Origin of the sequence: Pseudomonas salomonii (assembly GCF_900107155.1) — a bacterium.
GTDB lineage: Bacteria > Pseudomonadota > Gammaproteobacteria > Pseudomonadales > Pseudomonadaceae > Aquipseudomonas > Aquipseudomonas salomonii.
The window spans coordinates 229,885-243,194 of record NZ_FNOX01000013.1 but is presented as its reverse complement, the minus strand read 5'-3'; the positions used below and the strand labels follow the sequence as shown (position 1 = coordinate 243,194).

General features: G+C 51.1%; 14 protein-coding genes and 1 pseudogene. 7 read left to right on the top strand and 8 right to left on the bottom strand.

Annotated elements, in window-relative coordinates; genetic code table 11:
• Positions 1-349 precede the first annotated feature (349 nt).
• The 3 genes from BLV67_RS26870 to BLV67_RS26860 form a co-directional block, all read right to left on the bottom strand.
• A complete protein-coding gene (locus BLV67_RS26870; RefSeq protein WP_017136040.1) occupies positions 350-991 on the bottom strand; it encodes an oxidoreductase in 642 nt (213 codons plus the stop codon).
• 29 nt (positions 992-1,020) lie between these two features.
• Entirely contained in the window at positions 1,021-2,739 is a 1,719-nt protein-coding gene (locus BLV67_RS26865; RefSeq protein WP_069786435.1) for a C13 family peptidase, read from the bottom strand.
• 105 nt (positions 2,740-2,844) lie between these two features.
• The gene (locus tag BLV67_RS26860) at positions 2,845-3,300 is read right to left on the bottom strand and encodes a MaoC family dehydratase (RefSeq protein ID WP_034117724.1); all 456 of its coding nucleotides are present in this window, start codon (positions 3,298-3,300) and stop codon (positions 2,845-2,847) included.
• A gap of 163 nt (positions 3,301-3,463) precedes the next feature.
• Here BLV67_RS26860 and BLV67_RS26855 point away from each other — a divergent pair, with 163 nt between their 5' ends.
• From BLV67_RS26855 to BLV67_RS26845, 3 genes are read left to right on the top strand one after another with little or no spacing between them, the layout of a single operon-like run.
• Entirely contained in the window at positions 3,464-3,817 is a 354-nt protein-coding gene (locus BLV67_RS26855) for a CidA/LrgA family protein (protein WP_065911247.1), read from the top strand.
• Positions 3,814-4,530, top strand: a complete 717-nt coding sequence (locus BLV67_RS26850) for an LrgB family protein (RefSeq protein ID WP_065911246.1) — start codon at positions 3,814-3,816, stop codon at positions 4,528-4,530. The genes BLV67_RS26855 and BLV67_RS26850 overlap by 4 nt, the downstream gene beginning before the upstream one ends.
• 21 nt (positions 4,531-4,551) lie before the next feature.
• Complete coding sequence (locus tag BLV67_RS26845) at positions 4,552-5,145, top strand: LON peptidase substrate-binding domain-containing protein (RefSeq protein ID WP_065911245.1); 594 nt, start codon at positions 4,552-4,554, stop codon at positions 5,143-5,145.
• Here BLV67_RS26845 and BLV67_RS26840 read toward each other — a convergent pair.
• Both BLV67_RS26840 and BLV67_RS26835 read right to left on the bottom strand, forming a co-directional pair.
• Positions 5,139-6,455, bottom strand: a complete 1,317-nt coding sequence (locus tag BLV67_RS26840) for a bifunctional DedA family/phosphatase PAP2 family protein (protein ID WP_069786436.1) — start codon at positions 6,453-6,455, stop codon at positions 5,139-5,141. The two genes, BLV67_RS26845 and BLV67_RS26840, sit on opposite strands and share 7 nt — an antisense overlap.
• 107 nt (positions 6,456-6,562) lie before the next feature.
• Positions 6,563-6,940: pseudogene (locus BLV67_RS26835) on the bottom strand (DNA-3-methyladenine glycosylase); the annotation flags it as partial.
• Positions 6,941-6,987: 47 nt separating this feature from the next.
• On the opposite strand from BLV67_RS26835, the gene BLV67_RS26830 reads away from it, so the two are divergent.
• The 4 genes from BLV67_RS26830 (at position 6,988) to BLV67_RS26815 (ending at position 11,495) form a co-directional block, all read left to right on the top strand.
• Entirely contained in the window at positions 6,988-8,667 is a 1,680-nt protein-coding gene (locus BLV67_RS26830; protein WP_069786437.1) for a recombinase family protein, read from the top strand.
• Between the two features lie 511 nt (positions 8,668-9,178).
• Entirely contained in the window at positions 9,179-9,538 is a 360-nt protein-coding gene (locus BLV67_RS26825) for a hypothetical protein (protein ID WP_138763849.1), read from the top strand.
• Between the two features lie 56 nt (positions 9,539-9,594).
• A complete protein-coding gene (gene mobC, locus BLV67_RS26820; RefSeq protein WP_069786438.1) occupies positions 9,595-9,957 on the top strand; it encodes a plasmid mobilization relaxosome protein MobC in 363 nt (120 codons plus the stop codon).
• Positions 9,954-11,495, top strand: coding sequence for a relaxase/mobilization nuclease domain-containing protein (locus BLV67_RS26815; protein WP_074854550.1), 1,542 nt, complete (start codon positions 9,954-9,956; stop codon positions 11,493-11,495). Before mobC ends, BLV67_RS26815 begins: the two co-directional genes overlap by 4 nt.
• A gap of 24 nt (positions 11,496-11,519) precedes the next feature.
• Here BLV67_RS26815 and BLV67_RS32735 read toward each other — a convergent pair whose 3' ends face one another.
• From BLV67_RS32735 to BLV67_RS32730, 3 genes are all read right to left on the bottom strand, one after another.
• Positions 11,520-12,125, bottom strand: coding sequence for a hypothetical protein (locus BLV67_RS32735; RefSeq protein WP_141722697.1), 606 nt, complete (start codon positions 12,123-12,125; stop codon positions 11,520-11,522).
• A gap of 309 nt (positions 12,126-12,434) precedes the next feature.
• Positions 12,435-12,623 (bottom strand): hypothetical protein, encoded by a 189-nt coding sequence (locus BLV67_RS26810; RefSeq protein ID WP_069786439.1) that lies wholly within the window; start codon positions 12,621-12,623, stop codon positions 12,435-12,437.
• Between the two features lie 16 nt (positions 12,624-12,639).
• A complete protein-coding gene (locus tag BLV67_RS32730) occupies positions 12,640-13,299 on the bottom strand; it encodes a hypothetical protein (RefSeq protein WP_141722698.1) in 660 nt (219 codons plus the stop codon).
• Positions 13,300-13,310 lie beyond the last annotated feature (11 nt).

Genomic DNA, 13,310 nt, shown 5'->3' with positions numbered 1-13,310 from the left:
GGCCAAATGTTCACCGCCTCCAACATCAACGGCAGCGCAGTCAGGGTGGATGACCTCAAAACGTTTTTGGTTCTTGCGCGTCATGACAATTCCTCGCAGGATTGAATGACGCGGGCGGGGTACACGGTGGCGAGCGGATTCACTCTCTTATACGTGGTCACAGCTTGCTGTGCCGACAATGACTCCACGCCGATACCGTGCAGGCCACTCTCCCACTCGGGTGCTGACACACCAGTGCTGGTTACGGCCTTTGCCCCGCCCGCGTTCTTCAACCTTACGATGAACCAGTTTGATGCGCGACAGCGCTACATCGAAGAGGTGGCGGGTCCTCCCACATTTTTAGATCGTATTACTTGCCGAGCTTGCGCAACTCATCCGACTCCACCACCCGCACGCCATCCTGTTCTTCCAGCGCCAGGCGCCACATGGCGCGGGCCAGTTCGCAGACTTCGATGCCGTGGTATTTGCCCGGAATCAACCGCGACAACGGCCCGGCGATTTTCTCGGCCAGGCGCGACTCCAGGCGTTCCCCCAGCAGCAACGAAGGCCGCACGATGGTCAGTTGCGGCCAGTCCTGGGCCTTGAGCGCCTGTTCCATTTCGCCTTTGACGCGGTTGTAGAAGATCGAGGATTTCGGGTCGGCGCCAATTGCGCTGATCACGATCAAGTGCCGCGCGCCCATTTCCCGTGCGCGCTTGGCGAAGGCCACCACCATGTCCAGGTCGACCGCGCGGAAGGCTTCTTCTGAGCCGGCTTTTTTAATCGTGGTGCCCAGGCAGCAGAAGGCGATATCGACCTGGCCGCTCAGTTGCGGCAGGAACACGGCCGGGTCGCCCACCGGGTTTTCCAGGTGCGGGTGTTCGGCCAGTGGCTTGCGGCTAGGTGCCAGTACGCGGGTCACTGTGGGCTCGTTGAGCAGGCGGTCGAGCAGGTGTTCACCGGTCAGGCCGGAGGCGCCGGCGAGCAGGATATGCTGAGGTGTCAGGTACATGGTGTTTCCCCCTTGTTACACGTTACAGCTTAGTTGCCTTTGGCTTCCTTGCTATTCATTGAGACGCTTTCGAGCGCCTTTCGTGCCTGCTGTTTACGTAACAATTGCCAGTGTGCGATCACGCCTTTGGGTGCCCAGATCTGCGGTTCAGAGGCTTCGAAGTTGTCCGCCTGTTCACGCTCGGCCACATGCAACTGCGCCAGTTTGAAGGCTTGTTGCAAATCGTCGGTCTGGTTGAAGGCCTGGGCGAACAGGGCGTCGCCGAAGTAGGTGAAGTCCGCTTCCTCGGAGCAACCGAAGGACACGCGATCAGCGCGCGAGGCGGTCATGATCAGGGTGTGTTCGTCTTTTAAGGCCGGGATAAACCCGCCGGAATAACAGGCGGAAATCACGATGATCTTGTCACGCTCCTTGAGCGGCGCAAGCACGGCGGCCAGCTCATCGGCGGGCAGGTCGGCCAGTTCCATGCGCGGCTGGTCGAGCACCAGTTCGTGTTCGTGGGTACCGTGGCTGGTCATGTAGATAAACACCAGGTCTTGCGGCCCGGTGCGCTCGGCCAGGGTTTGCACGGCGCGGCGCAGGCTTTCGCGGGTGGCCAGCGGGCGGTCGGCGATGTGGTCGCGATGGTTGACCAGGCGGATCTGCCCGCGCGCGCCGAAGCGCGTGGCAAGCATGTTGCTGACGTAATCGGCTTCGCGCAGGAACACGCTTTGTTTGCCATCGCCGGCCAATACCAGGGTGTACAGCTCGACGGCAGGCGTGGAAGGTGGCACGGCGGCGAGGGCGGCATCGAGCAAGCGGCCTTGGGCCAGTATGCCGATCTCGAGTGGGTCGGGCAGCAACTTGCCGTCGGCGTCACGCACGCGCATGCCGTTGACCCAGGTGCCGGCCTGCACGGTGCCGTCGGTGAGCACCAGGGTGCCTTTGCCTTGATAGCTGTCGCTGTCGAAACCGCCGACATAGAAACTGCCGTCGGTGAGGTTCAGGCGGCCTTCGCCGCTGAAGCGCCATTCGCTGAACTGGCCCACGTAGTGGCTGCCGTCCACGCCGATCAGCTCGCCTTTGCCGCTGAGCGCGCCTTCCTTGAACTGGCCGATCCACACGTCGCCGTCGGCGTTTTCATAACGGCCCTTGCCGTTGAGCTGGTTCTGTTTGAACTGGCCAACATAGATATCGCCGTCGGCACTGTTGAAGGTGCCATTGCCTTCAAGCTGGCCGTCGACAAAACGGCCGCTGAACTGGTTGCCGCTGTCGTCGTTGCGCTGGCCTTCGCCATTGGGTTTGCCGTGCACGAACTGGCCCTGGTACTGGCTGCCGTCGGCCAACTCCAGGCGGCCAAGGCCGGAATATTGATCGTTTTTGAATTCGCCGCGATAGGTCATCTGCCCCTCTTTGAGGGTGCCTTCGCCGTTGCGTCGCCCGTTCTTGAAACCGCCGACGTAGCTGCTGCCCGCCGTGGTCAGGCTGCCATGGCCGTCGAACAGGCCTTGCTGGAACTGGCCTTTGTAGACCTCGCCGTTGCTGCCATGCCATTCGCCCTGGCCGTGCCACTGGCCTTTGTCGAACTGGCCGGCGTACCAACTGCCGTTGGGGTAGTCCACGCGGCCCTGGCCTTGCAGCAAACCGTTGACCACATCACCCCGATAACGGCCGCCGTCGGGCAGGCGCGCATCGGGCGGCAACAGCGATTCGCCGTCTCCGCAAGCGGTGAGCAACAGGGCAAGGGCAAGGGGGGCGAGTGGGCGCATAGCGGGATCCGGATAATTAAGCGCCGAGTATGCCGCAGCTGCGAGATTCATACATAAATTTACATACACTGTGGCAAGGTTTATTGCCTCGCCACAGGCACGGCCTTACACGAAGCAGAGTGACAACGACTCGGCGATGTAAGCGGGTTTTTCCTGGCCTTCGATTTCCAGGGTGGCGGTGGCCTTAAATAGCCATTGGCCAGGTTTTTTCTCGGTCACGTCGGTGAGGGTCACGTTCAGGCGGACCTTGGAATCGACCTTTACCGGCTGGATAAAACGCACGCTGTCCAGGCCATAGTTGACGGCCATCTTCAGGCCTTCGGGCATGATCAGGATGTCTTCCATCAGCTTGGGCATCAACGACAGCGACAGGAAACCGTGGGCGATGGTGCTGCCGAACGGGGTCTTGGCGGCCTTGACCGGGTCGACGTGGATGAACTGATGGTCGCCGGTGGCTTCTGCGAACAGGTTGATACGCGCCTGGTCGATGGTGAGCCATTCGGAACGTCCCAGTTCCTTGCCGACATAATCTTTGAGCTGCGCTACAGGTACATAGGGCATTGCGACTCTCCTTGGTTCATCGATTCTGTTTTTATGAGTGACAGAGAACCAATGTAGATCATCATGGGCAACCCACCCGGTCAACCCACCATGCTTTTGGCGAATGCCGAAGCATACGGTGGGCGTGCTTATAATGCGTCCCAGCTTTAGAGGGGAGAGAGCGATGTTGTTACGGGGCCTGACCTGGCTGGTGCTGTTTCAATTGATCGGCACCGCGATCAACCATTTGCTGTTGCCGGTGCTGCCGGGGCCGATTATCGGCTTGCTGCTGATGCTCGGTTTTCTGATCTGGCGCGGTGAAGTCGGCGAGCCCCTGAGCCTGGCCGCCAGCAGCCTGTTACGTTATTTGCCGTTGCTGCTGGTGCCGCCGGCGGTGGGTGTGATGGTCTACGCCAAGGACATTGCCGCCGATTTCTGGGCCATCATCGGCGCGCTGGTGTTGTCGTTGGTGATCGCCATGGGCCTTGTCGGCGTGCTGATGCAGCGCATGGTCAAGCGCAAGGAGCGCGATCAATGATCGGCGACTGGCAGGGCGCGTGGGCTGCGGTTATTCATCATCCGTTGTTCGGCATCGGCATCACCCTTGGCGCCTACCAACTGGTACTGGCGGCATTCGAGAAAACCCGCTGGATTTTCCTGCAACCGGTGCTGGTGTCGATGCTGCTGGTGATCGGCGTGTTGCTCAGCTGCGGCCTGACCTACGTCGAATACCGCAAGAGCACCGAGATCATGGGCATCCTCCTCGGCCCGGCGACGGTGGCCCTGGCGGTGCCGCTGTTCTTGAACCTGCGACGGATTCGTCAATTGTTCTGGCCGATATTTACTACGCTGGTGATAGGCGGGGTGGTGGCCACCGGCTTGTGCGTGCTGCTGGGCTGGTGGTTCGGCGCTGAACATATGATGCTGATGACCATGGCGCCCAAATCGGTGACCTCGCCGATTGCCATGCTGGTGGCCGAGCAGATCGGTGGCGTGGCCGCGCTGGCGGCGGTGTTTGTGCTGATCACCGGGGTGATCGGCGCGATGATCGGCCCGGCGTACCTGTCGCGCCTCGGCGTGCACAGCCCCGAGGCGCGGGGCATGGCGCTGGGCATGACCGCCCACGCCGTCGGCACCTCGGTGGCCTTGCAGGAAAGTGAAGAGTGCGGCGCCTTTGCGGCGCTGGCCATGAGTCTGATGGGCGTGGGCACGGCGGTTTTCCTGCCGTTGGCCGTGTCGGTGATCGTTTAAACCAGGTTTAAGGAAACCTTTATGAGTCTGGCGCTGTTCCCGCTCAATACCGTGCTGTTCCCTGGCTGCACCCTCGACTTGCAACTGTTCGAGGCGCGCTACCTGGACATGATCAGCCGCTGCATGAAAAAGGGCGAAAGCTTTGGTGTGGTGTGCATCCTCGACGGCAAGGAAGTCGGCATGGCACCGGACGGCTACGCGCTGATCGGTTGTGAAGCGCTGATCCGCGATTTCAAGCAGCAGGACAACGGCCTGCTGGGGATTCGTGTCGAAGGTGGTCGCCGCTTCCGCGTACGCGACGCCGGCGTGCAGAAGGACCAGTTACTGGTAGCCGAGGTGCAATGGCTCGAAGAACAGCCCGACCAGCCTTTGGAAGAAGAGGACGCTGACCTGCTGGCGTTGCTCCAGGCCCTGGCCGAGCACCCGATGGTGGCCTCGCTGGACATGGACGCCCATGCCGAGGGCCAGCAAGCCTTGGGCAATCAGCTGGCGTATCTGCTGCCGTTCACCGAGGCCGACAAGATCGACCTGCTGCAACTCGATGACCCGCAGCAACGCCTGGATGCGATCCAGATGTTGCTCGACGAGTTGCAGGGCGAACTCTTCACTCAGTAGGCGTAGCGCAGCAACGCGTGGGGGGTGCCGGTGAAGGCGATAAAACCGAGCACCGCGACCACCACCGGCAACATCCACCACCAGACCTTTTGCGGCATCGCCGGCAGTGGGGTGCGGTACTGGCTGGCGCCCAGGCTGAAGGCGCACACCGTCATCGCCAGCAAGGTGCCGGCCAGGATGTCCGTGGGCCAATGCGCACCCAGGTACACCCGCGACAAGGCAATGAACGCGGCGGGAATACAGCCCAGCAGCATCCAGGTCAGGCGCAGGCGGGTGGGTTGCCCGCGCCCGGCCAGCACTGCCAGCGCGAGGAAAAAGGCAAAGGCGCCGGAGGCGTGGCCGCTGGGCATGCTGAAACTGGTCAGTGGCTCTGTGAGGATTTCCGGGCGGCCACGGGCGAAAAACAGCTTGGTGCCGGTGTTGATCACCGCCGCCCCCGCCAACGTGGCGCCGACGAACACGGCATGCCGCCATTGCCGCGCCACCAGCAGCAGGCCGGTGAAAATCGCGCTGGCGATAAACATTTTCCTGAATTCACCCAATTGGGTAATCCGCACCATCACCTCGTCCAGCCACGGGCTGCGGTGCTCCTGCACCAGCGCACTGAGGCCCTGGTCGAAGTGATTGAGGTGGGGGTAGCCGATAAACAGGGCGATCAACAAGGTCAGGCTGGCGCAACCGACCCACAAGGTGGCACGACGATGGCCGCGCAGGCTGCTGTTCAAGCTCAGCCCCAGCAACACCGCGATACACCCGGCGACAATCCCGGCTTCCAGCCAGAAACCTTCCGGCAGCGGCAGGCGAAAGGCCGCGCCGGCGGCCCAGCCCGGCAGCAGGTAGGCCACCGTCCATCCGGCGGCGGCCACGATGCTCACGGCGGCAAAGCGTGGGAACGGCATGTCGCACATGCCCGCCACCATCGGCAACATAGGGCGCAGCGGGCCGATGAAGCGCCCGACCAGCAGGCTGGCGATGCCGTATTTATGGAAATAGGTTTCGGCGCCGTTCATCCATTCCGGGTGGTGGCGTAAACCGGGCAGGCGGCGGATGTTCTGATGGAAGTGTCGGCCCAGGTAGTAGGAAACCCCGTCGCCCAGCAAGCCGCCGAGAAAGCCCAGCAGCAAGGTTTCACTCAACGACAGCGCACCGCTGCCGGCGAGGGCCGCAATGGCAAACAGCAATACCGTGCCTGGCACGATCAGACCGGCGATGGCCAGGCACTCAACGCACGCGACGATAAATACCGCCACCGCCAGCCATTCGGGGTTCAGTGTGAGCCAGCCGGTAATGCTATCGAGCCATTGGCCCATAAAACTTCACTCCATTTATGCAAGACATAACCTGAGTCAGTGGAGATCAACTGTGGGGGCGGGCAAGCCCGCTCCCACATTGGATCTGCTTGGCTGCTTCTGTCTGTTCAAATCAAAAAATAATCACGGCCTTCGACCTGGCCCCGGCGCAGCGGGTTCCGCGTGCAATAAGGCGCATAACCTGCGTCCACAAAGCGGTACATCAGGTGCTCATCACGTCCGCTGGGGATGCCCAGGCGGGTGGTCTGAATGATCTGCGTCGGGGTTTGGCCCACGTCTTCAACAAACAGTAGTTCCTGGTCAAAGCGCTTGGCGTCCCACATCGGCACTTTCAGGCCCAATGCTTTGCACAGCAGCGTTTGGCCGGCGCAGAGCTTTTGCGAGGGGCGCGGCTGGCCATTGGCGCCCGGGTTATTGAGCAGCATCTGCGCCAGGCTGGCCGGGCCGGACAGCTCATCGACCCACGGGTAAGCCGATTTGATCAAGTCGGGCGTATAATACCTGTAAGATCGGATCTTACAGGCGGCAGCACATGGCACGTTTAATCTCATACCTTCGAATGTCTACAACCGAGCAGTTGAAAGGGTTTTCGCTTGAACGTCAGCGAAAACTGATCGCTGATTTTGCCTCAAGAAATGGGCTTTCGCTCGATGAAAGTCATTCAATTGAAGACATAGGACGTTCGTCGTTCTCCGACGATGCGGAGCAAAGGCAGCTTGCTCGGTTCTTCACTGACCTAGAAGCCGGGAAATTTTCCCCCGGTGATGTGTTCGCACTGGAAAACATCGACCGCCTGACCCGTCGCGGCCCGTTTGATGCACTTATGAAGGTCAATACGATCCTGTCTAAAGGGTTGAAATTGGCGATCATTAGCGACAAAGAACAAAAAACCATTGATGACATAAATGACGTTTATACGATTATCAATTTATCCATTGATGCAAAACGTTCGCATGGCGAAAGTAAAAACAAAAGCAATAAAGGTCTGTCAAATTGGGAAGAAAAAAGACAGCTTGCCGCCCGTCATGGCGTAGCAATGACCGCACAGGCCCCGGCGTGGCTTGATACCGAAACCTTTTATATAATGGACGAAAGCAAAGGTATACAGGTTAAACGCCGTCGATACGTCCTAAATCCTGAAAAATCTGAAACCGTTCGCCTAATTTTCGAACTTTTCCAAAATGGTAATGGTTCGCTGAAAATCAAAAACATTTTGAATGAACGAAATATCCCCACTTTTAAAGGTGCGGAGTATTGGGAACCTTCGATCATTTCAAAAATTTTGCGAAACCCCGCGACACATGGCTTTTACCAGCCTCAAAAACAAGGGACAGGAAAACGCGACCTGATCCCCGCAGGCGAACCCATCCACGACTATTTTCCGGCGATTGTGAGCCTTGAAACCTTTGAGCAATGCCAACGCATCACCGCTGCAAATTCGACCCGTAAAGGTCGCAAGGGGAAGCTATTCACAAACCTATTCACCGGCCTTTTGAAATGTGTCGATTGTGGTGGCCCTGTTCATCTACTCAATCCCGGGATTGATAAACGAGCAAAAGTCCCGAAGTCGGTCAATTACATTGTTTGTAAAAAAGGGAAATTTACACGCGAATGTATTTTGAAGCGTTTGCGTTATGACGATTTTGAAGCTGTGATGTTGAACGCTATTCAAGAAATCAATCTTGCAGACGTATTAAACGAAAATAACCCGCTTGAACAGCTAATTAAGCAGATCCGAGCAATTGAAACCAAGATTGAGAAAAATCAAAAGCTTCTTGAAAACTTTCAAAAGTCATTTGTTGAAACCGGCGATCTTCCCGCTTTTATGATAGAAGCCGCAAAGAACGCAGAAACAGCCAATAAAGCCCTAGAAATTGAACGCATCGAACTACAAGCCCAAATTTCACAATTAAACGTCTATAACGCCAATATTGAAAACGCCATTGATGAATTAAAAAACAATGGCACATATGAAACCCGTGCAAAAATAAACCTTTTGCTACATGACATTATAAAAACCATCAATATTGATTTCGAGCTTTTAGATTATGCCATCATCTTTAAAAATGGCGTGAAGCGATTTATAAATGATGGAATAGTGCAAAACGTATTCACCACAAAAACCGGCAGCGATCAATATTATAGCGAAATTGAAGAAATCCTTAATCACCCCACCACACAACAAACAAAACAGCACGCCAAAAAAATCTAACCATCAAACGTATTAAAGAGGCTGTCATTTATTTGATGGCCTTTTTTTATGAAGTCTAAAAATCAAACGTATTATGTCGGACACTTTTAAAATTTGTCGGACACTTTTTTGTCGTACAGATTTGTCGGACACTATTGAAAACATTAAAATATATGATACAACATTTATATGAGTTCGATAAAAGATAGGCAAGCAATGGAAACGTCCGACATTTAACTTCGTTAAATTGTCGGTCATAAAAAACACTTCGTGCTTTTTTATTCCGTTTCCTACTTGAAATTTACGCACTTCGTTTGAAATTTAGAAGCAAAAGCAAGCCCCCTGTAATGCTTCTACATTACAGAAAAATCAAAAGACTAACCATGAGGAATATTATGAATGATGACGACATTGAAAGCAGCTACGAATATAAAGGTGATGATGTAGGAAATTGTGTTCGTTGCGATGAAGACACTTGGAACGGTCATTCCCTTTGCAGAAATTGCAGAGAGATTGACGATATACAAAGAAGATGGGACGACCTCGAAGATTAAAACAGCAGCACCACGAACAACAGGCTCCGGCCTTTGTTCACCAAATTAACAAGCACAAGGAAATTATGAAAGCCGAAATATTAACAAGTGTTCAATCTTATTTCATGTTTATGCAGAAATCTGACGCAAGCCTAGCTTTGCTAGAAAATATGATAATGCACGAAAAATCAAACCGTGCGGTATCAGTCATTCTAGAAATTCTAAAAGAAATCAATCAGGCTGATAATTATTTCACCAATACAGAACTCTATGATGAATATGAGAGCTTTGCAAAAACCTTCGTAAACCATTTAGAAAAGCTTTTGATAAATACTTACGACGATTTTGATTTCAGCTAATGAGTAAATGGCGAAAGCCTTTACTTACCAAATAAAACACATCGATCAGGAGAAACATGGCACAAGATAAAGTATCAATAAGAATTTCAAAAGAAGACATGCAAAAATTCAATGAACTCGCTTCTAGTCTTTCAATGACTAAAACAGCAATAATCAAAAAGATTGTTAATGATGGCTTTGCTCAAACAGCCGAAATCACAAACCCTACGTTACTCACCTCTTTCGAAAAAATTGAAAAAATGCTTGGCTCAATTGGTACCAACCTTAACCAGATGGCTAAGAAAGTGAATTCCGGGGAAGAATTCACCGAGCAAGATATAAAGACCCTTCAACAAATCATCACTAAGTTTGACGCTCTTGAAACCGTTGTTATTGATAAAAACGTAAAAACGGTGATTAAAAAAAGAGGTTCAAAATGATCAGAAAAGTCATCAGTAAATTATCTGATAGTGCCGGTATCAGTGGGACTATGAACTACGCATTAGAAAAAGCGGAACTGGTTGACGGTAGCGAAGCCAAATTTGATGGCACCAGCATCAAAGACTATAACAAGCTAGGCGTTAAGAAATTTAATCAAATCAATAATAAATTTGAGCCTAAGACTGGTAGAAAGCAAGAAGTCCTAGCCATTCACGAAGTAATCAGTTTTTCAGCAAAAGACCTGATAACTAATGAACAGGCATTAGAAATTGCTATGTCGGTTTGGAAAGAAGCCCTTGATTTAGACAATAGAAAATACCGTGTAGCTGTTCACGATAAAGACGACAACGGAAAAACCCACGTCCATTTGATCTGGAATAAGCGAGATAACAAAGGTAAACCCTATGAGCAGAAAAACGATTACGAGCTATTCGAAAAGCTTTGTCATCAAGCCGAGTTGAAACACGGCCTTGAAGAAGTGAAAAACAGAAAATACCTGAAACCCGGAATGCCTACCAATCCACAAGGCCCAAACGAATACAGACTTGAAAACCGTGGGATAAAGTCCGAGAAGACCAAATTTAAAGAAGCGGTAAATGCCGCAACTGACAAGACTATGACCGCTGGCGAGTTCCTCGAATTTCTCGATGCTGATGGCTTCACGCTGATCACCAACGGGAACAATGCCTATTCCCTGGAGAAAGAGGGCCAGATCTTCAAAGCATCTGAGGTTGGAGCTTCTTACAAAGCTCTTAAAGCCCGTTTTGGCGACGATTCCCAGTTCTCCGACACGCTTGCACGTCTGGGAGTGAAAGCGGCTCCTGTGCGTGATTATGGAAGCATTGGCGGCGATTTTCATGATGAGCAATCAAGCATCACAGAAAAAAGGATCAAAAAATCTAATCGCGTTGTAGATACTCGCTTCGATACGCCTGATGGTCATGATTTCTTTTTCAAGAATTCGACCAAGAAAGCTTTTGAGTACAGTGCTGCCAAGGGCAAAGCTACTTTCAACACTAACAGCCCGATGGCGATCAAAGCAGGCTTGCAGAAGCTCACAGAGAGCGGCAACCCACAAGCCTTACACCTAAACGGTACTGACGATTTTAAGCGTGCTGCATGGCTTCAATTTTCCATGATGGGGTTAGATCAAAAAGGCTATTCGTTGAAAGGTTTTAAACCGACTGACGAAGATAAAGAAAAACTTGAAAAAATGAAGCTTGAAAATTCAGCCTTTAAGAAGCCGATTGAAGAAAACAATATTAAAGCTTTACCAACTGAAAAAAAACCAGAAAAACCAACCGGAGCCGAAATTGCGGATGGTGTTAAAACTGCTGGAATGGCCGCTGCAGGGAAAGTTGTAGATGTTGCTGCTGGCGTGCTTGAAGGTGCTTTAAATAAGCTTACTGATATGAGCGACGGAAGTGCGACAGACCAGCTTGCCGCTTTGAATATGATGAAAGATTTGATAGACGAAAGCGAACGAAAAGAAGAGAAAAAAAGAAAGCCTGTTGGCATTAAACTTATGCCGCAATAAAAAAACGCCTTCTTGGCGTTTTCTTCATTCAGTTTTTGGGTTGTCGTAAATCGTCACGTTGCTCAAAGATTTGGTACCCGTGAAGTGATTGGTCACTACATTTAGACACGCTTTTGCTTGGCTTGGCGAAATTGATAACAATGTATATTCACCGCTTAATTTATCGGATAAATAGAAACAGTTATAATCAATTATGCATACTTGTGCAGAATATTTACACTCATTACCATTGTTCGTAACGTAGTAATTTTGGCCGTGCTTTAACGCACCTTTAATGGCAAGCGTGGAAGTTTGAAGAACAAACCCATTTTGCCTGTCCGATGTGAAAAGACTATTTGTTTCGCCGGGAACTACTGAGAAATTTAGAGTAGTAACCAATTTTCTTTCTGGCTTAGGTTCCGGTTTTTCTGGGTTTTCTGGGTTTTCTGGTTCTTCCGGTGTCGTTGGATTTGAACCATTACCGCCATTACCACCACCCACAACACCACCATTAGGGACACCAACCCACGCCAAAGTATTATCAGGCAATGACCCGCCTAGCTTTGCTTCTATTGGTATGTAAATTTTATAAGCTGCATTTGCTGACATTGAAGCAAATAATGCGATTGTTAATAGTGAAAGCTTGATCATTGTGATACCTCATCATTATTGTTGTTTAGTTGTTCTTTCTCCTTTTTTGCCATGATGTGCATTTTGAAAAGTAAGAAAATAGCGAAGCCTTGTATGCAAAATAAAAAAAACAAATCGCGTGGCGGTATGGCTTCTGGCATTAAATATGAAACAGAAATAAAAAAACCACTTACGGCAATAATCGCGAAGTGAGAATAAAAAAGGATTGTAGAATTTTTCATGTTAAAAAAGATGTTGTTAATATTATTATATATAATAATATTAAAAAATCAAATACGAACAAAAAGCCCTCTTTTGGGCTTCTTAATTTCAAATCAATTTCAAGTAAAGCAACTCTAATTTTAACGCTCTAATGCGGTGATAGCGGTCGAACATTGCGGCTTTTCTTTCATCGCTTGGGATCATCTGGTCATTCTTGTAAGCGTCGAATTCTTTTTGTAATGAGTAAATTCTAATGCTGAAATGTTCAAGCATTGCGTCGCAATTCTCTTCGTTCATCTTATTTCTCCTATGTTTATTTATTTAATACTTTTTCTTGGTCGTGCAATTTAGCAACGTTGTCTCTGTGTTTTTGTTTAATTGGCTCCAACTTTTTGTGATATTCGCGACTTAGTGCATTAGTCCATTCAGGGGTATAAATTACGTCTTGATACTGTAAATATACTTTCCAGCTTTCGGCTTCATATCTGCATTGTTCTTCTTGATAAAATCCCATTTTTGCAATGCTAGAAAGAGCGGCTAGATTGTCGCAACCACGTCCAAAGTCTCCGAATTCTTTTACTTCAAAACTACATTTACCCGGCGAAATAATAGAAACGTCGATGTGGTTCGTTGCATCATCGCCTAAAATCCCTGTGGCTTTTTCATAAACTTCTTGCACGCATGTGATAACTGGCCCTTTTGGTGTATATACATCTTTTGGGACGGCATCAGCTCTTGCTTGGGCTTCCTGATGTTCCCGTGTGAATTGTCTGTCCATCTCTCTTTCTACTTCTTCCATATCCAACATATACTGAACTGATCTTCTAGCATTCTCTTTATTTTCAGCTTCAATTTCGGACATGGTGCAGTTGCCACCCAAGCACTTACCTGACCAAATAAACACCGGCATTGAATTACCGGCAAAAGCATTAACTGAAAATAAAAGCGTCAAAAGCAACATCGTATTTTTCATAATTTCCCCCA

Bases quoted from the DNA above. Each gene is read 5' to 3' on its own strand.
- BLV67_RS26870 (WP_017136040.1), bottom strand. From the start codon at position 991: ATGTACCTGACACCTCAGCATATCCTGCTCGCCGGCGCCTCCGGCCTG.
- BLV67_RS26865 (WP_069786435.1), bottom strand. From the start codon at position 2,739: ATGCGCCCACTCGCCCCCCTTGCCCTTGCCCTGTTGCTCACCGCTTGC.
- BLV67_RS26860 (WP_034117724.1), bottom strand. From the start codon at position 3,300: ATGCCCTATGTACCTGTAGCGCAGCTCAAAGATTATGTCGGCAAGGAA.
- BLV67_RS26855 (WP_065911247.1), top strand. From the start codon at position 3,464: ATGTTGTTACGGGGCCTGACCTGGCTGGTGCTGTTTCAATTGATCGGC.
- BLV67_RS26850 (WP_065911246.1), top strand. From the start codon at position 3,814: ATGATCGGCGACTGGCAGGGCGCGTGGGCTGCGGTTATTCATCATCCG.
- BLV67_RS26845 (WP_065911245.1), top strand. From the start codon at position 4,552: ATGAGTCTGGCGCTGTTCCCGCTCAATACCGTGCTGTTCCCTGGCTGC.
- BLV67_RS26840 (WP_069786436.1), bottom strand. From the start codon at position 6,455: ATGGGCCAATGGCTCGATAGCATTACCGGCTGGCTCACACTGAACCCC.
- BLV67_RS26830 (WP_069786437.1), top strand. From the start codon at position 6,988: ATGGCACGTTTAATCTCATACCTTCGAATGTCTACAACCGAGCAGTTG.
- BLV67_RS26825 (WP_138763849.1), top strand. From the start codon at position 9,179: ATGGGACGACCTCGAAGATTAAAACAGCAGCACCACGAACAACAGGCT.
- mobC (WP_069786438.1), top strand. From the start codon at position 9,595: ATGGCACAAGATAAAGTATCAATAAGAATTTCAAAAGAAGACATGCAA.
- BLV67_RS26815 (WP_074854550.1), top strand. From the start codon at position 9,954: ATGATCAGAAAAGTCATCAGTAAATTATCTGATAGTGCCGGTATCAGT.
- BLV67_RS32735 (WP_141722697.1), bottom strand. From the start codon at position 12,125: ATGATCAAGCTTTCACTATTAACAATCGCATTATTTGCTTCAATGTCA.
- BLV67_RS26810 (WP_069786439.1), bottom strand. From the start codon at position 12,623: ATGAACGAAGAGAATTGCGACGCAATGCTTGAACATTTCAGCATTAGA.
- BLV67_RS32730 (WP_141722698.1), bottom strand. From the start codon at position 13,299: ATGAAAAATACGATGTTGCTTTTGACGCTTTTATTTTCAGTTAATGCT.